This window comes from Pseudomonas sp. dw_358, assembly GCF_018449655.1.
Lineage (GTDB): Bacteria > Pseudomonadota > Gammaproteobacteria > Pseudomonadales > Pseudomonadaceae > Aquipseudomonas.
Map to the genome: position 1 here is coordinate 219,260 of NZ_JAAVUX010000008.1, position 19,374 is coordinate 238,633.

Annotated in this window: 15 protein-coding genes and 2 pseudogenes; 5 read left to right on the plus strand and 12 right to left on the minus strand. The window is 63.6% G+C overall.

Features of this window, described 5'->3' with window-relative positions:
• Positions 1–6 precede the first annotated feature (6 nt).
• Complete coding sequence (locus HB675_RS14535) at positions 7–186, minus strand: CsbD family protein (protein WP_213879019.1); 180 nt, start codon at positions 184–186, stop codon at positions 7–9.
• 208 nt (positions 187–394) lie between these two features.
• Positions 395–2,395 carry a N,N-dimethylformamidase beta subunit family domain-containing protein gene (locus HB675_RS14540; RefSeq protein ID WP_213879020.1) on the minus strand — a complete coding sequence of 667 codons (2,001 nt, stop codon included), beginning with the start codon at positions 2,393–2,395 and terminating at the stop codon, positions 395–397.
• 16 nt (positions 2,396–2,411) lie between these two features.
• Between HB675_RS14540 and HB675_RS25890 the strand changes: the two are divergent.
• Positions 2,412–2,608, plus strand: a pseudogene (locus tag HB675_RS25890) (hypothetical protein); the annotation flags it as partial.
• On the opposite strand, the pseudogene HB675_RS25895 reads toward HB675_RS25890, so the two are convergent.
• A pseudogene (locus tag HB675_RS25895) lies at positions 2,606–2,977 on the minus strand (ATP-binding protein); the annotation flags it as partial. The pseudogenes HB675_RS25890 and HB675_RS25895 sit on opposite strands and share 3 nt — an antisense overlap.
• A gap of 351 nt (positions 2,978–3,328) precedes the next feature.
• Between HB675_RS25895 and HB675_RS14550 the strand changes: the two are divergent.
• The gene (locus tag HB675_RS14550; protein ID WP_213879022.1) at positions 3,329–4,555 is read left to right on the plus strand and encodes an MFS transporter; all 1,227 of its coding nucleotides are present in this window, start codon (positions 3,329–3,331) and stop codon (positions 4,553–4,555) included.
• A 76-nt stretch (positions 4,556–4,631) separates the two neighbouring features.
• Positions 4,632–5,753 carry a metallophosphoesterase gene (locus HB675_RS14555; RefSeq protein WP_213879023.1) on the plus strand — a complete coding sequence of 374 codons (1,122 nt, stop codon included), beginning with the start codon at positions 4,632–4,634 and terminating at the stop codon, positions 5,751–5,753.
• A 34-nt stretch (positions 5,754–5,787) separates the two neighbouring features.
• Here HB675_RS14555 and HB675_RS14560 read toward each other — a convergent pair whose 3' ends face one another.
• From HB675_RS14560 to HB675_RS14575, 4 genes are read right to left on the minus strand one after another with little or no spacing between them, the layout of a single operon-like run.
• Positions 5,788–6,744, minus strand: coding sequence for a hydroxymethylglutaryl-CoA lyase (locus tag HB675_RS14560; RefSeq protein ID WP_213879024.1), 957 nt, complete (start codon positions 6,742–6,744; stop codon positions 5,788–5,790).
• Positions 6,741–8,648 carry an acetyl/propionyl/methylcrotonyl-CoA carboxylase subunit alpha gene (locus tag HB675_RS14565; protein ID WP_213879025.1) on the minus strand — a complete coding sequence of 636 codons (1,908 nt, stop codon included), beginning with the start codon at positions 8,646–8,648 and terminating at the stop codon, positions 6,741–6,743. The genes HB675_RS14560 and HB675_RS14565 overlap by 4 nt, the downstream gene beginning before the upstream one ends.
• Positions 8,649–8,691: 43 nt before the next feature.
• Entirely contained in the window at positions 8,692–10,299 is a 1,608-nt protein-coding gene (locus HB675_RS14570) for a carboxyl transferase domain-containing protein (protein ID WP_213879026.1), read from the minus strand.
• A 31-nt stretch (positions 10,300–10,330) separates the two neighbouring features.
• Positions 10,331–11,512, minus strand: coding sequence for an isovaleryl-CoA dehydrogenase (locus HB675_RS14575; protein ID WP_213879027.1), 1,182 nt, complete (start codon positions 11,510–11,512; stop codon positions 10,331–10,333).
• A 201-nt stretch (positions 11,513–11,713) separates the two neighbouring features.
• Between HB675_RS14575 and HB675_RS14580 the strand changes: the two genes are divergently transcribed.
• Entirely contained in the window at positions 11,714–12,847 is a 1,134-nt protein-coding gene (locus HB675_RS14580) for a lactonase family protein (protein ID WP_213879028.1), read from the plus strand.
• Between the two features lie 159 nt (positions 12,848–13,006).
• Here HB675_RS14580 and HB675_RS14585 read toward each other — a convergent pair whose 3' ends face one another.
• From HB675_RS14585 to HB675_RS14605, 5 genes are all read right to left on the minus strand, one after another.
• Entirely contained in the window at positions 13,007–13,387 is a 381-nt protein-coding gene (locus HB675_RS14585; protein ID WP_256737545.1) for a helix-turn-helix transcriptional regulator, read from the minus strand.
• Complete coding sequence (locus HB675_RS14590; protein ID WP_213879030.1) at positions 13,384–14,700, minus strand: HipA domain-containing protein; 1,317 nt, start codon at positions 14,698–14,700, stop codon at positions 13,384–13,386. Before HB675_RS14590 ends, HB675_RS14585 begins: the two co-directional genes overlap by 4 nt.
• A gap of 169 nt (positions 14,701–14,869) precedes the next feature.
• A complete protein-coding gene (locus HB675_RS14595) occupies positions 14,870–16,198 on the minus strand; it encodes an MFS transporter (RefSeq protein WP_256737546.1) in 1,329 nt (442 codons plus the stop codon).
• 42 nt (positions 16,199–16,240) lie between these two features.
• The gene (locus tag HB675_RS14600) at positions 16,241–17,140 is read right to left on the minus strand and encodes a dihydrodipicolinate synthase family protein (RefSeq protein ID WP_213879031.1); all 900 of its coding nucleotides are present in this window, start codon (positions 17,138–17,140) and stop codon (positions 16,241–16,243) included.
• Positions 17,141–17,151: 11 nt separating this feature from the next.
• Positions 17,152–18,336 carry an enolase C-terminal domain-like protein gene (locus HB675_RS14605; RefSeq protein ID WP_213879032.1) on the minus strand — a complete coding sequence of 395 codons (1,185 nt, stop codon included), beginning with the start codon at positions 18,334–18,336 and terminating at the stop codon, positions 17,152–17,154.
• A 131-nt stretch (positions 18,337–18,467) separates the two neighbouring features.
• Here HB675_RS14605 and HB675_RS14610 point away from each other — a divergent pair, with 131 nt between their 5' ends.
• On the plus strand, positions 18,468–19,355 hold the full coding sequence (locus tag HB675_RS14610; RefSeq protein ID WP_213879033.1) for a LysR family transcriptional regulator: 888 nt from the start codon (positions 18,468–18,470) through the stop codon (positions 19,353–19,355).
• Positions 19,356–19,374 lie beyond the last annotated feature (19 nt).

Here is a 19,374-nt window from a genome sequence, read left to right on the forward strand (position 1 = left end):
CGCCGATCAAGGCTTGGTGAAGGCGTCCTTCACCTTGCCGACTACCTGCTGGGCTTCACCCTTTTTCTCCTGGATGGCGCCTTTGACTTGCAGTTCTTCATTGCCGGTCGCCTTGCCCACACCTTGCTTGACATTGCCGATCGCTTCGTTGGCCAGGCCTTTGATCTTGTCCGATGTACTGCTCATGGTGTTTCTCCAAACGAGTAAGGGGTTCAATCAGTGACCCATTGATGGAGTGCACGCAGGCGACCGAAGTTGCATTTTTCTTTGTAAAACAAAATCCATGCCCCCTGTGCGAACGAGCGGCTGATCGAGCGGCTGATGGCGATCATTGACAGCCCTGCCATCGTCCCACCTATTCATGACTTTCGGGGTTGAGCATGCGCAGACATCATCAGTGCAATGACTGAACAGCCAGGATGAAATCGATCAGATTACCCATGATCCGCCCTACATCATTCTCCTCCCCCGCCACAGGCAACGCTCCCAGCCATGCCACCGAGCCGACGGCGAAGACGATGCCGCCTGCCGGTGTAAAGCGCAGGGTCATGTGAGCGACGATCCGGTGGTCTTCAGCGGCGTCGTACAGCTCGCCGTCTGGCCAGGCATAGTCGCCTTCGAACGGGCCGGCCTCAGCCAGCAGGCGGGTGCCGTCGGGGATGCCCCACTTGCGGCTGAGCCGGTCGACTTCATAACCGGCCGGGCCACCCAGCAGCAGGCCGGGAGCGTCGAAGGTGTCGGGGCCCACGCCGGCAAATAGCCAGGCGACGTCGGCAGCATGGCTGTCGACCAGGCGTCGGTAAGGCAGCGCGTGACTGAAGCCCATGCCGGTGGAGCCGATACCGGTGATCCGATGCTCCGGCTTGCCGCGCCAGCGCCACAGGCCGCCGGGTTCGCCGTTCAAGGCCAGGTGGCTTTCACCTGGCGCATCCTCCCACGTCCGCGTGCCGCTGACCCCGCGCCGCACTTCCAGGCCCTGCTCGCCCAGCGCACCGGCCCAATAAAAACCGTTGCCGCCCAGGTAGGCCAGCGACCCCCCGCGCGCGAGAAAGCCTGGCAACGCTGCGTGCATCGCGCGCGTCCAGTACTCGGGGTGGGAGCCGGTGAACAATGCCTGGCCGCTGGCCAGCGCGGCGCCGCCCTCCTTGTCCAGGTCATGGTCGGTGATGACGTCCACCTCGACGCCCTGACGGGCCAGGAATTGCAACGCGTGAAGGTCCAACGGAAAGCCATGGGGGCCACCGCACAAGGGGTAGATGTAATCCGGCCGCAGGGTCGTCCAGGGCTTGGGCCAACTGGTCCAGCTGACGCCCGACCCGTCGCGATGGCGATCGTACAGGCTGGACCAGCCGTTGGCCTGGGCGAACCGATGGCCGCGATCATCCGCCAGCCACGGGTACAAGGCTTCGGGCAGCGCTTCGTTGGCGTAGGCCTGATAGGTCAGGGTCGGCAACAGGAAGACGATCCTCGCGGTCGGCCTGCGAGCCCGGACCACAAAGGGAAAGGTTTCGACCTCGGCGCCGTGGCGCAAGGTCAACCCATAGACCCCCGGAACGACGTGCTCGGCGACCTCGATGCGCAGGCTGGCCGGCCAGTCGAAGGGCGGCTGATCATCATCGTGCAACTGCACGCAGGCATAGTGGCCAGGCGCAAGACGGGGGTCGAGCAGCGTGCCGTCCCACTCCGGGCCCGTCACCGAAAAAGTCGGTGCGCCGTGTACCCGCAATTGACCGCGAAGCCCGGCCTGATCGGCGACGCCGAGGCTGGGCTTGAGCCCGAAGGGCCAGGCCGAGCGACCGGCGGGATTGCAGTAGACGACCTCGGCGATCTTGGCATTGAGGCTGGGGATCGAGGCGTCGAGGTTGGTGCCGATCACCACGCGGTCTCCCTCGATGGCTGCCCCGATAACCGGGAAAGAAAAGCGTTCGCCATCGGCGACTGCCAGCGAGACAAGCAGGCCGGCGCCATCGCAGGTAAGGCTCGCGGCGATCCAGCGCCGCAACGGCAGCGGCGGGCCGAGGCTTTCGACACCCGCCCAGACACTGCGCACTTGGCCATCCACCCCGAGCACCAGCTGCCAAGGGCCGACCGCCACCAGGCAACGCTCGTCCCAGGTGCGCAGCTCAAAGGCAAAGTGCAGCGACCAGGGCCCGGATGCCTGCTCGACATCGACGTCCAGCCAGGAGCCCCTGCCAAATTCACCGACACTCAGGTCGCCCAGTCGGGTGACCGTGCACCCTGCCGCCGGGGCCTGGCGATCAAGCGCCACGACGCTGATCTCGGGCCTTGGGCAGATCGAGGAGGCATGGAAGTCCAGCACCGAGCCCGCGTGCACCGACAGCGAGGTGAAGTAGCCCACCGCAAACATCGAATCGTGGTTGACCTTGCAGCGCACGCTGGCTTTCCTCGCTATGGATGCTGTTTTCAGGATGGCACAAGCCTAACCGATCTCGTGCACCGAGCGATTCATTCGCTGGAAAACGCCCTGCGATGCCCGCTGTTCAAGCACGAAGGCCGCCAACTGACGCCACTGGAGAGCGCCTATGTGCTGGAAGAGCGCGCCCAGAAGCTCATTCAGGACGCGGTCGCCAGCGTCGAGCTGACCCAGGTAGATCAGTACCTGGGTGCCTTCGTTGACCTTGGAGTGAATAGGGACCTGTCCGCCTGATTGTTTGGCAAAACCATAAATCATCGACAACCCCAGACCGGTGCCTTGGCCGACGGGTTTGGTGGTAAAGAACGGTTCGAAGGCGCGGGCCATGACGTCGGGTGGCATCCCGCTGCCCGAATCGCCGACGCACAGGCAAAGGTATTGGCCCTCAGGCAAACCGTGGGCGCGAGCGGCTTTGGCATCCAGCCATTGGTTGACGGTCTCGAGGGTCATGCGCCCGCCTTCCGGCATGGCGTCGCGCGCATTCAGGCACAGGTTCAGCAGCGCGTTCTCCAGCTGGCTGGGGTCGACAAACACGGGCCACAGCTCTCGCTCGAGGGCCAGGGTGCAGTTGCTCAGCGCCGCCGGGCTCACCCACTGCCAGAACCCTACCGCTTCCGGCGCAAGGCCCCGCGAGCACAGCAGTTGGAGCTTTCCGCCGTGCCCGGAAGAGGGCTCCCGGGGAGCGTGCAAAGACGGGTTGAAGCCTAGCAACAAATGCTCACCCCTGCGCTATCTTCGAGTTCTGCAAGGGGTCCGTATCGATGGCACTGATGATAACTATCAAAGTGGCCGCCTGTCGGGCAGCCAGTACCGACGCCTATAATCACCCTCACTCTATCCCCGCTCCCCGTCGCCTGCCTCCAGGCGACACTCTGCTTCTGGAAACCGATACCCATGCCAAACCCAAGCCAGGTCTCTCCAGGCCTACCTGAGCACAGTCAACAGAGCGTCACTCAGCAATGGCTGGCCATTCTCTCGGTGGCCGTGGGCGCCTTCGCCCTGGTCACCAGCGAGTTTCTGCCGGTGGGCGTGCTCAACGATGTGGCCAGCGACCTGGGCATCAGTGCCGGTCACGCCGGGCTGATGGTGACCCTGCCGGGCATCACGGGCGCCCTCGCGGCGCCCTTGCTGTCGGTGGGCATCGGCGCACTGGACCGACGTTTTCTGCTGATCGGCCTGACGCTGATCATGATCATTGCCAACTCGGTGGTGGCGTTCGCCAGCGACTTCAACCTGCTACTGCTCGGGCGCGTGCTGCTGGGCGTCAGCATCGGCGGCTTCTGGGCCACAGCCATTGCCCTGAGCGGGCGCCTGGCGCCCAAGGGGGTGGGTGTAGCCCAGGCCACTTCGATCATCATGGTCGGGGTGACCCTGGCCACGGTGCTGGGCGTGCCCGTCGGCACCTGGCTCAGTGGCCTGATGGGCTGGCGCATGACCTTCCTGGCCACCGCGCTGATGGGCGTGCCGGTGTTACTGGCGCAGGTCTTCCTGTTGCCTCGGCTCAACCCGGACAAGGCCATTCGCATCAGCGACCTGCCGGCCTTGTTCATCAACCCGCAAGCACGCGTGGGTTTGATCGCCGTGCTGTTGATCGGTCTGGCGCACTTTGCCGCCTACACTTATGTAGCGCCCTTCTTCAAACACAGCGCCGACTTCGACGGGCCGACCATTGGCTCATTGCTGTTGCTCTATGGTGCGGCCGGCGTCGCCGGCAACATTTTCGCCGGCTTTGCTGCCAACCGCAGCGTACGCCACACCCTGTTGCTGGTGGCGGTGCTGATCGGCATCAGCACCGCCCTGTTCCCCCACTTCGCCACCGGCCTGACCGGCGCCGCCGTGCTGATCGCCCTCTGGGGCTTTGCCTTCGGCGCCTTCCCGGCCTGCGCCAGCATCTGGATGTTTATCGTGGCGCCCAAGGATGTCGAACGCGGCATGCCCCTGTTCGTGGCCTTGTTTCAGGTGATCATTGCTCTGGGCTCGTTCTTCGGTGGGGAGATCGTCGACCAGATGGGGACGTCGGTACTGATGAACCTGGCCACCGCGTTGGTGGGTTGCGGGTTTGTCACGGTGTTGGTGCTGGGGCGCAGTGTCAGCAACTGTCTGGCGGCACAACCCTGCTGATCAGCGCTGAACATATCGTCGTTTCAAGGCTCTCAACCTCTCTGGCACCGCGCGTTCAGAGCCACAGGAGCGACCGATGTTTCACCTGATGTTCAGCACCCCCTGCCTGTATGTGATCGTCCGGTTCATCCTGCCCATGCCCTGGCCCCTGCCCGTCCGGCTGGCCAGCGCGCTGGTGCTGCTGCTGGCTTCGCAATACCACCTGTATGCCAGATTCTCGTCCGGCAGCGTGTTTTCTCCGGAATTCCCCCGCGCGCTGCTGATTTTCTTCAACTGGGCGTTCGGTGCGATCCTGCTGCTGGCGGTGCTGCAGGTGGTGATGGATCTGGGCGCTTTGTTGACCATGCTGGTGCGCCAGCAATGGCTGACCATCCCGGCCACACTGCGCTATGGCGCCGGGACGGCAGCGCTGCTGCTGGCGGCCATTGGCGTGCACCAGGCGGTGCGAGTGCCGCCGGTCAAGGACGTCGAAGTGGCAATCAAGAACCTGCCGCCTCAGTTCGACGGTTACCGACTCTTGCAACTGACCGACATGCACATCACCCGGCTGTTCGACGCAGCCTGGGCGCGCGCTGTGGTGGACCGCTCGAACGCACTGGGAGTGGACTTGATCGTGGTCACCGGCGACCTGATCGACGGCTCGCTCAGTGCCCGCACCCGGGACGTGGAACCGCTGCGCGACCTGCATGCGCCGGATGGGGTCTACGTGATTCCAGGCAATCACGAGTATTTCTTCGACAACGAGCTGTGGATGCAGCATTTCGTTTCCATGGGCATGCAGCGCCTGAACAACAGCCACGCCACGATTGCCCGTGACGGCGCCCAATTGACCCTTGCCGGGGTCACCGACCTGAGCGCGCCCCGTGCCGGCTTGCCCGGGCCGGACCTGAAGCAGGCACTGTCCGGCGCACCGGAGCAGGCACCGGTCATCCTCCTCGATCACCAACCCCGCAATGCCCGGCTCGCGGCCCGCCAAGGCGTGGCGTTGCAGTTGTCGGGGCACACCCACGGCGGCATGATTCTGCCACTGGCACCGATCATCGCCAAGGCCAATGAAGGCTTCGTCTCGGGGCTGTATGACGTCGAGGGCATGCAGCTCTACGTCAATAACGGCACCGCGCTGTGGCCCGGTTTCGCCGTGCGCCTGGGGGTGCCTTCGGAACTGACACGGATCACCTTGCGGCGGGCGCCAGGCTGAGGCTCCAGGTTGGCCGGTTTCTCCATCTGCCCACCTAGGTGGGGCGCCAACCCCGACTGGCGCGACGTGCAGAAGCGCCGCCTGGCCCACGAAGGCCGGCCGCCAGGGCCGCTGCGACCTTCGAACCGTTGCGCCGCTCCAGCTGCTGACAGATCAGATCCCCGACCATGGCGATCTTGCCCAGATCGACGCCGGTGTCGATGCCCAGCCCCTGCATGAGATACAACACGTCCTCGGTCGCCACGTTGCCACTGGCGCCCGGGGCATAGGGGCATCCGCCCAGCCCGGCGACCGAGCTGTCGAACACACGGATGCCCTCCTGCAAGCTGGCGTAGATGTTTGCCAGCGCCTGCCCGTAAGTATCGTGGAAATGCCCCGCCAGGTGATCACGGGGCACGTCCTGCGCCACGCTTTCAAACAGCCGGCGGGTAGCACCCGCAGTGCCGACGCCGATCGTGTCCCCCAGGGAAATCTCGTAGCAGCCCATGGCGTACAGTTCACGGACCACCGCCCTGACCTGCTCGGGTTCGACACGGCCCTCATAGGGACAACCCAGCACGCAGGAGACATAACCGCGAACCCGGATACCGGCCTCTCGGGCGGCCTCCATGAGCGGCACAAAGCGGCGCAGGCTTTCCTCGATCGAGCAGTTGAGGTTACGCCGGGAAAACGCCTGCGTGGCCGCCGCGAACACGGCCACCTCCTTCACCCCGGCGTTCAGGGCAGCGTCCAGGCCCTGCAGGTTGGGGGTCAGCGCGGCATAGGTCACCCCTGGCTGGCGGTGGATAGCGGCAAACACCTGGGCGCTGGCGGCCATTTGCGGCACCCATTTGGGCGAGACGAAACTGCCGGCCTCGATATGGCTCAGCCCGGTGGCAGACAAGGCGTCAATGAAACGGACTTTCTGCGCCACCTCCAATGGACGACTTTCATTCTGCAGACCGTCCCGAGGACCGACCTCGACAATGCGCACGTGTGCAGGGAGCGTCATGGCCGCACCTCCATGGCCAGCAGCACGCTGCCCTCGTCGACCCGATCACCTTCGGCGCAATGGATCGCCGACACGGTGCCTGCCTCGGACGCACGCACGCTGTGCTCCATTTTCATCGCTTCCAGTACCACCAGCGCGGCGCCCGCTTCGACCGCCTGACCGACTTCGATCAGTACCCGGACGATGCAGCCGTTCATGGGCGCCGAGAGCCCGCCTGCGGCCAACGGTAATGCGTCGGCATTGGCCATCGGATCGAAGCGGCAGACCGCATGCCAGTCAACCCCCCAGCGTACGTACAACGTGTCGGCCGCCCTGAATACAGAGGTCTCGGCAACGACGGTCGTCGCGTCGAACCGGACCACCTGCCGCTGGCCTGCACTGACCAAGGTCATCCTGGCAACGCCGGGCAGGCCGCAGCGCCAGCTATCGCGCCGGGTCCAGGGTGAACGGGGGTCGTCGACCCGCTGGCGATCGGCATCCGTGGCCAGCAATCCCGCTGCGGCGCGCTGCCAGAATGCCTCGGGCAGCACTTCGGCAGGCGGCAGCAACTGCGCCTTGTGGCGTTCGATGAAGCCAGTGTCCAGCTCGGCCTGGGCAAAGGCCGGGTGCGCGAGGACCCGCTGAAGAAACGCCAGATTGGTCTTGCAGCCGCCGACGATGGTTTCACCGAGCATGGCCAACAGGCGCTGGCGAGCCTCTTCGCGGCTCTCGCCCCAGGCGATCAGCTTGGCCAGCATGGGGTCGTAGAATGGCGACACCTCGTCGCCCTGCGCCACCCCGCTGTCGACCCGACGCCCCGGCCCGGCACACGGCTCGCGGTACACCAGCAGCCGGCCACTGGCCGGAAGAAAACCACCCTCGGGATCTTCGGCGTAAAGCCGCACCTCGATGGCATGGCCGTTGAGCGGCACGTGTTGCTGAGTGATCGGCAGCGGGTCGCCACGGGCGATGCGAATCTGCCAGGCAACCAGGTCCAGGCCGGTAATGGCCTCCGTTACCGGATGCTCGACCTGCAGGCGGGTGTTCATCTCCATGAAAAAGAACCCGCCGCGTTCATCCAGTAAAAACTCCACGGTGCCGGCGCCGACGTATCCGATGGCCAGAGCCGCCTGCACGGCAGCCTCGCCCATGGCCCGCCGCAGCTCGGCTGAAAGGCCCGGCGCAGGGGCTTCCTCTACCACCTTCTGGTGGCGGCGCTGGATCGAGCAATCGCGCTCGTTCAGGTACAGGCAGTGGCCGTGCCGGTCGGCGAAGACTTGAATCTCTACATGGCGAGGCGTTGCCAAGTACTTTTCCGCAAGCAGGCGCCCATCGCCGAACGAGGATTGTGCTTCGCGCTGGGCCGAGGCCAGTGCCTCGGCCAGCTCGTCCGCGCTTTCGACCACTTTCATGCCTTTGCCACCGCCTCCCGCCGTGGCCTTGAGCAGCACCGGGTAGCCCAGCTGCATGCAGGCGGCACGGAAGGTTTCCAGGCGCTGGTCTTCGCCGTGGTAGCCCGGCACCAACGGCACCCGGGCCTTGGCCATCAAGGTCTTGGCAGCGGACTTGCTCGCCATGGCCTCCATCGCCGTGGCCGGCGGGCCGAGGAAGACCAACCCGGCCTGCTCCACCTGGCGGGCGAAATCGGCGTTTTCCGAGAGAAAACCGTAGCCGGGGTGGATCGCCTGAGCACCGCTGCTCTGGGCGGCAGCGATGATCCTGTCGCCCAGCAAGTAACTGTCACTGGCTTTGGCGCCGCCCAGGTTGACGGCGATGTCTGCTTCACGCACATGCCGCGCGTTGCGGTCGATGTCGCTGTGCACGGCGACGGTGGTCAGGCCGAGGGCCTTGGCAGTGCGCATTATCCGGCAGGCGATTTCGCCACGGTTGGCGACCAGTACAGTGCTGATGACTTCAAGGTTCATGGCGGGATGCTCTATCAGTGAACGGGTCGGTGCTCGATCAGGGTCACATGCGAAACACCCCGAACCGGGTGGCCTCGATCGGCGCGTTGAGGCTGGCCGACAGTGCCAGTGCGAGGATGTCCCGGGTTTGCGCCGGGTCGATCACACCGTCGTCCCATAGTCGGGCACTGGCGTAATACGGGTGGGCCTGGTGCTCGTATTGCTCGACGATCGGCTGTCTGAGCGCCTGCTCATCCTCGTCGGAGAATGGCTGCCCGGCGCGCCGGGCCTGTTCCTGCTTGACCTGAACCAGTACCCCGGCGGCCTGCTGGGCCCCCATGACGCCAATCCGCGCGTTAGGCCACATCCACAGAAACCGCGGGTCGTAGGCACGACCACACATGCCGTAATTGCCGGCACCGAAGCTGCCGCCGATGATCACCGTGAACTTCGGCACCCGCGCGCAGGCCACGGCCGTGACCAGTTTGGCGCCGTGCTTGGCGATGCCCCCGGCCTCGTATTTCTGCCCGACCATGAAGCCGGTGATGTTCTGCAAAAACAGCAAGGGAATACCGCGCTGGCAGGCCAGCTCGATGAAGTGCGCGCCTTTTTGTGCGGCCTCGGCGAAGAGGATGCCGTTGTTGGCGAGGATGGCGATCGGGTAGCCATGCAGGTGGGCAAAGCCGCAGACCAGGGTGGTCCCGAACAGCGCCTTGAATTCATCCAGTGCGGAATCATCGACGATCCGGGCGATGACTTCGCGCACATCATAGGGTTGCTTCACCTCGGCGGGGACCACCCCGTACAGTTCATCGGCCGCGTAGCGGGGGGCGACGGGGAGGCGGGTCTGCAACTGGCCGAGCTTGCGCCAGTTAAGGTGAGCCACACAGCGCCGCGCCAGCGCCAGCGCATGGGCATCGTCCTCGGCGTAATGGTCGGCCACGCCGGATGTGCGGCAATGCACGTCGGCACCGCCCAGGTCTTCGGCGCTGACCACCTCGCCGGTGGCAGCCTTCACCAGCGGCGGTCCGGCGAGAAAGATCGTCGCCTGATTGCGCACCATGATGGTCTCGTCGCTCATGGCCGGTACATAGGCTCCGCCGGCAGTACAGGAGCCCATCACCACGGCGATCTGCGGGATGCCCTGGGCACTCAGGTTGGCCTGGTTGAAAAAGATCCGGCCGAAATGCTCGCGGTCGGGAAACACCTCGTCCTGGCGCGGCAGGTTGGCCCCGCCGGAATCCACCAGGTACAGGCAAGGCAAGCGATTGTCCTGGGCGATAGCCTGGGCACGCAGGTGCTTCTTGACCGTCAGCGGATAGTAGCTGCCGCCCTTCACCGTCGCGTCATTGGCGATGATCATGCACTCGATGCCTTCGATGCGGCCGATGCCGGCAATCAAGCCCGCCGCCGGCACGTCTTCGCCGTACACCTCGTGGGCGGCCAGCTGAGCGATTTCGAGAAAGGGCGAGCCGGGGTCGAGCAGTTGATCGATGCGCTCGCGGGGCAACAGCTTGCCGCGCCCGGTGTGCCGCTGCTGAGCCTGACGCCCGCCGCCCTCGTGCACCTGGGCAAGCACGGCACGCAAGGCCCGGACCTCGGCGAGCAGCGCTTCGCGGTTGGCCAGGTACTCGGCGGAGCGGGTATTGATGTGGGAGATGAGGGTGGTCATGGTGGCCTCTTTTTTTGCCCGGCAATGCCCATCAACGGGTTTCGTTGAACAGCTCGCGCCCGATCAACATGCGGCGAATTTCGCTGGTCCCCGCGCCGATTTCGTAGAGCTTGGCGTCACGCCAGAGACGGCCTACGGGAAACTCGTTGATGTAGCCATTGCCGCCCAGAATCTGAATCGCCTCGCCCGCCAGCCAGGTGGCTTTTTCAGCGGCATAGAGGATGACCCCGGCGCAGTCCTTGCGCACCTGGCGCACGGGGTCCGGGCCTTGGGCGTCGAGGTGTCTGCCCACCGCATAGACGTAGGCCCGGCACGCCTGCTGGGTGCTGTACATGTCGGCGAGCTTGCCCTGGATCAGTTGAAACTCGCCGATGCTCTGGCCGAACTGCCGACGGTCATGGATGTAAGGGATCACCACGTCCATGGCCGCCTGCATCAAGCCCAGCGGGCCTCCCGAGAGTACTGCCCGTTCGTAGTCCAGGCCGCTCATCAGGACTTTCACCCCTTGGCCCAGGCCGCCGAGGATGTTTTCCTCCGGGATTTCCACGTCCTGGAACACCAGTTCGCCGGTGTGCGAACCGCGCATGCCGAGCTTGTCGAGTTTCTGCGCGACCGAAAAACCCGCCGTGCCCTTTTCCAGGATGAACGCGGTGATCCCTGGCGTGCCGGCGGCAAGGTCGGTCTTGGCGTAAACCACCAGCACGTCGCAATCCGGACCGTTGGTGATCCACATCTTGGTGCCATTGAGCACGTAGCGATCGCCCTGCTTGTCCGCGCGCAGCTTCATGGACAGCACGTCCGAGCCCGCATTGGGCTCGCTCATCGCCAGCGCGCCGATGTGCTCGCCGCTGATCAGGCGCGGCAGGAACCGACGCTTCTGCGCCTCGCTGGCGTTGCGGTTGATCTGGTTGACACAGAGATTGGAATGGGCGCCGTAGGACAGGCCAATGCCACCGGCCGCGCGAGATATTTCTTCCATGGCGATCATGTGCGCCAAGTAGCCCATGCCCGAACCACCGTACGCTTCGTCCACCGTCAGGCCCAGCAGGCCCATGTCTCCGAACTTGCGCCAAAGGTCCATGGGGAACTGGTCGGTGCGGTCCGCTTCGGCTGCACGGGGTGCAACTTCCCTGGCCGCGAACCGGGCTACGGCATCGCGCAGCATGTCGATTTCTTCGCCGAGAAAGAAGTTCAGGCCTGGGAGATGACTCATGAGGATTCTCCGTTCTTTTTGCAGGGACGCCGTCGAGAAAGCTGCCTGGAGGGGAAACCTAGCTTTACCTTTACGTTAACGTAATACCGCCCGCAAATCAAAGTAAAACCTGCACGGGATTGGCTAACTCGTCCCACCTTGCAAACCCCACCCTCAGCTCATAGGATGTCCTACCACTATAAGAAAAAGAGTATCCGCCCCATGCGCACCCCCACGCTGCTTGCCGTCACCCTCCTCGCCGCCCTCAGTACCTTGCACGTGCAGGCCCAGACCTTTGCCTACATCTCCAGTCCCGATGACGGGCTGATTTCTCAGTACCGGCTCAACGACGCCAGCGGTGCTCTGGCGCTGGTTGAGCAGATCCACGCTGGCGCGCAGGTCAACCCGATGGCGTTGAGCCCCGACGGCAAAGCGCTGTTTGCCGCCCTGCGGACCAAGCCGTTCACGGTCAAGAGCTATCACATCGACCCGGCCTCCGGCCATCTCACCGACAACAGTCAGGCGCCGCTGGCCGACAGCCTGGCGTACCTGTCCACCGACCGCAGCGGCCACTGGCTGTTGGGCGCCTCCTATGGCGGCGACCTGATCAGCAGCCAGCCGATCAGCGCCGATCACCAGCCGGGCGCGAGCATCCAGACGGTCAAGACCGGACCCCATGCCCACTCGGTGCGCACCGACCCGTCCAACCGCTTCGCCTACGCCGGCAACCTGGGGGCCGATCATGTGCTGCAATACACCTTCGACGCCAAGACTGGCCAGTTGAAACCGATCGGCAGCGGCTTCATCAGCACGCCGGCCAACACCGGGCCGCGCCACATTGCCTTTTCGGCAGACGGGCACTTCCTCTACGTGGTCGGGGAAATGAGTGGCACGGTGACCGCTTACCGCATCGATGGCAAAAGCGGCACCCTCAGTGAAGTGGGCTCAGCATCAGGTATTCCAGACAGCCTGGGCCTGGCCCATGGCGAGGTCCGGGAGGCCAGCAATAACAACCTCGAGAACGACCCGACACAGCGCATCTGGGCCGCCGACCTGCGCCTGTCGCCCAATGGCAAGCTGCTGTACATGACTGAACGCACCAGCAGCACGGTCTCGGCCTTCAGCGTCGATCACCGGACCGGCAAGCCGACCTATCTGGGCAACTATCCCGTGCAGGAGCAACAACCGCGCAATGTTGCCTTTTCCCCCAATGGGCGCTGGTTGCTGGTCACGGGCGAGAAAAGCACGCAGGTGGGCAGCTACGGGATCGGCAAGCGGGGCGCGCTCAAGCGAGTGGGTTCGGCGCCTTCAGGCAAAGGCGCTTTGTGGATCGAGATGTGGCATACCACGCCATGAATCCAGTGGCCGATCAGATAGCCCTCTGATGACCTTTTAACTCCAGGTGGATCGCTTGTACCGACGCAGCCTGCTGCTGACGTGGTCATCGTCGGCTCGTTGCGCAAGCGCAAGGTGGCCTTGCACTGGCCGAACGCACGGGCGTGGGCAGGACGGCCCTCAGGCCGACGCTTCACGCCCCTCTCCCGCCTTCTTGCGCTTGGGATTGGTCCCCCGCGCGGCGCTGTTGGCCGTCGCGGGCTGCGGCACCCTCGCGGCCCCGTAAAGGGTCTTGGGCGCCCGGGCCAGCCCCATCTGCAGGCCGAACTTCCTCAGGATCGCATCCAGTGTGCTGAGGGTCGGGTTGCCCTTGTCCTTTTCGATCTGGTACAGCGCCTTGGTGGACAGCTTGCACATGGCGGCGAAGGTGTCCTGATCCAGACCGGTGACCTCCAGCCGCAAGCGGCGAACGGCGGTCCCGAGGGTCTGCTGACCGTTAAAATGCTGGGTCATGATGTCGTCGATCAGCGCCTGGCGGTTCTCGCCGTTGTTCTCGTTCATCGAAGTCCCCATTGCGTCAGGTGCCTGTCCAGGTTGTTCAGTGGAATCGACTGAGCACGTCGCACTTCGTCCGGGAGCTCGACCAACAGATCCGGCAAGGCTCGAAACATCTGGCCGGCTGCACGCAGGCGCTCGAAGAGCACGTCGGGCGCCACCCAGTCAGCAAATGCCCCACAGACCTTCTGCCAATCAGGATTACCCTTATGTTCCGCCCCCCACTTGGTGACGCGAGTGACACCTTCCGGGTCCAGCACCATTGGCGCCAGATCATAGATCGGTGCTAGTGCAAAGGCATTCTGGTGCCTGAAGATAGCCATGTTGCGCCCATGGTTGTCCGAGTTGCCGAGAATGCGATTCAACAGGTCGCGTCGCAGATATTCGAATATCAACGCCTCGACCTCCGCTTGTTGTCCATTGGAACACCACAGATCAATCAAGCGGCCAAGCACAGCCTCGTGGCTCATTCTCGACCCAGGCTCAACGTTTCCACACACGGAATAGATCGACTCGACTGGAATTCTTTCGACCTTGCCGTCGGTGACTCGGCGATCAAAACGCGGCATCCACAGGCTCGGTTTATCCGCTTCCTCCAACACCAGCCCGTCAACCGGCACTGTGTTCAAACCGAGTCGAGCAACCGCCTTGTAGTAAAGGTATTCGGCCCGCAAGATGTTCTTGTCACGCTCGGTGACCCGGTTACGAGCGAACTTGACCAACCAGTGACGGCGGACCTGTTCGTCGGACAGCATGGCATCGGCATAAAGACTGGCGTCTCTACCCTCGACCATTACCAGCTTGGGAGCCTCTCCCTGAGCGCCGGTTGCACCACCCAGCGCAGCACCCGCCTCATAGGCGTACTCAAGGAAATCATTGGTTCTGTCGATCACCTCGTGACGTGCGAATGACTCGCGGCGCGTCAGGTCGATATGCTCGACAGATTCCTTCACCCGCAAGTGGCCGATGGCCGAAGGCGTGCAGCGACCCAGCAGAAAAAAGTCCAGATCCATGCCCTCCGGTCTTTCACCACCGAAACGCTTGAGCAATGACCGGCGAGCCGCGCCCGAGGGTATGATGTCGAAAACGAAAGGCGGAAAGCCCTTGGTATCGGGTTGATCCCAGCCAAGTGGCAAATTCACGCTGATCGCAGGCTCGAATGGCGTCTCCAGCCTGTCGATGAATTCGAGGAGGTAACCGGGGTGGTAACCGACGCTGCAACGGCCCTCTTCGATTTGTTGCACATCCGCCACCCGCAAGGTCATCGCATCGCGCCAGTGCCCGGCGACGTAAGTTTGAATGGTGAGATGTGCTGGCATGCTCTGCGCGCCCAATCGGAACTTTGGTACTGGTTAGTATGGCTCAACCCAGGGCTTCCAGCAATATAGTTCCGATTATTCGACACAAAGAACGATTTCCAGTCATATATTACCGGTTGATCAAGCCCTAGGCCGCCTGCTAGCAGAATCCCCCCATCGGCCCATCCGCTCATCGGAGCGTGATCGGTTCGATCCTGCCCACCACGAACAGGTAGGAAAACGCTGCGACAACGCCATGCAGCGCGACAAACCATAACGCATGGGTGAACGACCCCGTCGCCTGCAACGCATAGCCGATGACGATGGGGGTGACGATGCCGGAGATACTGCCGAAGAGGTTGAACAACCCACCGGCGAAACCCACCAGATGGCGGGGTGCCGTGTCGGCGATCAGCGCGAAGTTGACCGCCCCCAGGCCTTTGCCGAACAAGGCCAGGGTGACGATTGCCACCGCTGCGCCGGTGGAGTCCACGTAGTTGCAGAACAGCACACTGGCGGACAGTAGCATGCCGGTCACGAACGGCACTTTGCGCGCTATCGACAGGCTGTGACCGCGGCGAGTCAACGCATCGGAAATCACCCCGCCGAGAATCCCGCCGACGAAGCCGGCGATGGCCGGCAGCGTGGCGACAAAGCCCACGTCGACAATGTTCATGCCGCGCCCCTTGACCAGATAGATCGGAAACCACGTCAGGAAGAAATACTGCATGGACGCCAGGCAGTATTGACCGACATAGATCCCCAGCATCTGCCGACTGCCCAGGAACAGCTTCAGGTCCGCCAGACGCACCTTTGGCCGGTGGGCACCCGGCCCATCCGCCACGACATTGGCACCGCCCGCGTGCAGGTAGCTCAGTTCGAGTTGATTGATTCCCGGATGCTGCTCGGGCAAATGCATGGTCCGGGCCCAGAGCAGCGCCAGGACGATCCCGACCACCCCCATCGCCCAGAACACCGACTCCCAACTGACATGCCCCACCAGCAGCCCCATGAACGGCACGAATACCAGCACCGCCACATACTGGGCCGAGTTGTAGATCGAGGTGGCGGTGCCCCGCTCGGCCACCGGAAACCACTTGGCGGTGATGCTGCTGTTGCCCGGCGACAGAGGGGCTTCCACCAACCCCATGAAAAATCGCAAGGCAAACAGGATGATCACCATCCACCCCGCCGGGCCAAAGCCGACAAAGCCTTGGGCCAGGGTCAGGGCCGACCAGCCGAACAATGCCACGCCGTACACCCGGATGGCACCGAAACGGTCGAGCATCCAACCCGCCGGCAATTGAGCGAGGACGTAGGCCCACGAAAAAGCCGAGAACAGAAACCCCAGCTGCACCGGGCTGATACCCAGCTCGGCTGACATCGCCGAGCCTGAAATCGACAGGTTGGCCCGATCAGCCAAGGCCACTGCGCTGGCAATGACCAGCATGGCCAAGGTGGTGTAACGGGTACGCGTAGGTCTGCTGGCCATTTCCAGGCCGATGGTGTGCGCTTTCATTCAGTGCCTCCGAGCATTGTTCTTGTAGGAGAAGGCAAAACCTCAGCGAGCCAGACGATGCGCCAGTCGCGTCACCAGCCGGTCGATCTCGCTCAGGTCGGCGGACGACAGCCGAGGGCCCGGCGTGCGCATCGTCGCGTGGCGAATCGCGCCGCGTCGACGCATCACTTCCTTGCGCGCACAGACACCCCAAAAGCCCATGGCCTCGTAACGCAGCAACGGCAGATAGACATCGAACAGGTCGTCGGCCTGATCAAACCGGCCTGCCTGGTGCAAGGCGTATACCTGAGCGAGCATTTCCGGGTAGGAGAACCCCGCCATCGGGCCATCTGCCCCACGGTGCAGCTCCAATGGCAGGTACAGGGCGTTGTTGCCGGTCATGATGGCGACGCGGCGGCCGTTGCCTTCACGCAGGCGGGAGATCTTGTTCAGGCACGGCAGGTCCTCTTCCTTGATCAGCTGAATCTCGTCATGACGCTCGATCAACTGATGGATCAGCGGCACTGACATTGCAACCTTCGAGGCGAACGGAAAATCCTGTAGCACCGTGGGCATGCCCTCGAGTCGACGAAAGACTGCATCGAAATAGCCCAGCAGATCCTCGTCCGTCTGCAGCCCGGCGGGCGGCGCGATCATCACCCCGGCCGCGCCCATGTCCATCGCCTGGGCAGCAAAGTCACCGAGCTGGGCCAGGCTGGGGTGGCTCACGCCGATCACCACCGGCAGATCGCCGGCTTGCTGGATGTAACGCTGGGCCACCTGCCGCGTTTCTTGCGCGCTGAGCTTGCCAGCCTCGCCGCTGACGCCGAGCACGGTGAAGCCGTTGGCGCCGTGTTGCCGGTAGAAATCCACCAGGGTGTCGATGCTGTGCAGGTCGACCTGGCCCAGCTCGTCGAAGGGCGTTTGCGCAACGATGTACACGCCTTTTGCAGTGTTGAGCATGTCCTTTCTCCTTAACGATTCTTGAGATCGAACACGTGGTGGGCTGTGGTGTGACGCTTGATGTAGTCCCAGTCATAGGTGACACCAAGGCCCGGGCCAGTGGGCACAGGAACCGTCCCCTGGGCGTCGACGCAATCGATCTGATCGGAGTAACCGCAAGCGTACACCTGGGGAATATTGTTGGCGCAATCCGGGCCCACCAGGGCGACTTCATAGAAGTTGGAGTTGCGAATCGCACCCATCACATGCCGATGGGCCGGGCCGACCGCATGCACTTCCACGTCCAGACCAAACGCCTCGGCGAGCCGTGCAGTCTTGATCGCGCCGGTGATGCCCATGTCGTATTCCGGGTCGACCCGCAGGAAGTCAGTGCCCCCGGCGATCAGGAAGTCGGCTTTGGGCTCCAGCCCGCGGATGTGTTCGGTGATCAGCAGCGGCGTCTTGAGCATCTCGCGCAGCTTCTTGTGGGAAAAGGCCGACAGGCCGGCATCGCGGTACGGGTCTTCGTACCAGAAGTAATCGGCCTCGTCGCAGGCCTTGCCGACGTACAGCGCATCGGCGAAGGTCTTCAGGTCGCAGGCGCCGTCGTACATCAACGCCATCTCGGCGCCAACCGCCTTGCGGGTGGCCAGGATCGCCGCCGCTTCCTCCCGTGGGTTGCCGTCGAACCAGCCGTGGATCTTGTAGCCGGTGTAGCCCATGCCCTGGCAACGCAGGGCGAACTCACCATAGGCCTCAGGGCTGTCCAGGCCGCCGTTGCGGTCGCCGTGGAAGGTGCTGGCGTAGGCCTTCAGGCGGCTGCGGTAGCTGCCCAGCAAGGTCTGAATGGACGCACCCAATTGTTTGCCGGTCAGGTCCCACAGCGCAATATCGATGGGGCCGTGGCCCATGTGGTCGAAGTGGTGCAGCTTGCGCTTGAACTCGTCATAAAGTGCTTCACGGTCGTCCGGGTTGCGGCCGAGCAGGTCGGGGGCGAGCATCAGCGACTGCGCCAATGCCGGACGCGTGCCGCCCCACATGGTGACGTATTCGCCACGGGCGCCATCGTTGGTTTCGATGACCACGGCGTATTTGGCCAGGGTCATCTTCGCGCCTTTCTTGTAGGCGACGTGGTTGTGGGTGTGTTCGCCTGCCGCGGCCAGATTATGGACGTCGTAGGTGAAATCGAAAATTTCCACGCGGGTGATATGGGACACGAGGGCGACTCCGATTGTTGTTGTAGTGCGCCGGCCGGCGCTTGCCATGTCTGGTCTGAACACAGAATATGAAGCGCATCCAGTCAAGTCCAAGCCCGATTTTGGCTTCCAACGATGCAGGAATCAGCTCAATGATCGGCTTCACCCAACTGCGCTGCTTCGTCGCCGTGGCCACCGAACTGCACTTCGGCCGCGCCGCCCAACGGCTGCACATGACCCAGTCGCCCCTGAGCCGGCAGATACAGACCCTGGAGCAACAATTGGACGTGGTGCTGTTCGAGCGCAGTTCAAGGTCGGTGACGCTGACGCCGGCGGGCCTCGCCTTTCTCGTCGAGGCCCGGCAGATCCTCGAGCACAGCGAGCGGGCGGTGCAGGTCGCCCGCCGCGCCGCCAACGTACTCAGTGGGTCCGTCACAGTGGGGTTCATCGGCTCGGCAACCTACAGCTGCATTCCGCGACTGGCAGAACAGGCCCAGCAGGAATTGCCGAACATCGCGGTGCACTTCATGGAAATGAACAGCACCGAGCAGATCGACGCCTTACGCCTGGGGCGCATCGATCTCGGCATCATTCGGCCCGGCCTGTCCGAACCCGGCATCGAGTCGGCCTGCATCGAGCGCGGTGATCTGGCCCTGGCGGTTTCCCGCACCCATCCGCTGGCGCAGCGGCGTCAGTTGGTGCTGTTGAAACAGCTCGATGATGTGCCGTTCATCATGTACAGCAAGATCGGCCGCTACTTTCAGGGTCTGCTGCTGAGCCTCTTCGAGCAGGCCAATGTGCAGCCGCGTTACGTGCAGTTCATGGACCAGACCCACGCGATCCTGTCACTGGTCAGCGCCGGGATGGGCGTGGCAATCGTGCCCCAGGACTCGCGCAACGCCTGTTTCGACAATGTGGTGTTCAAACCGCTGCAGACTCAGGCCCACTATGAAATTCATGCCGCGTGGCGAGCGGAGGATTCAAGTCCGGCGGTGCAAGCTGTCCGGGGATTGATAGGGCGAAAGGGGGGCATCCGTTAGATAACTATTTTTTTCGCGA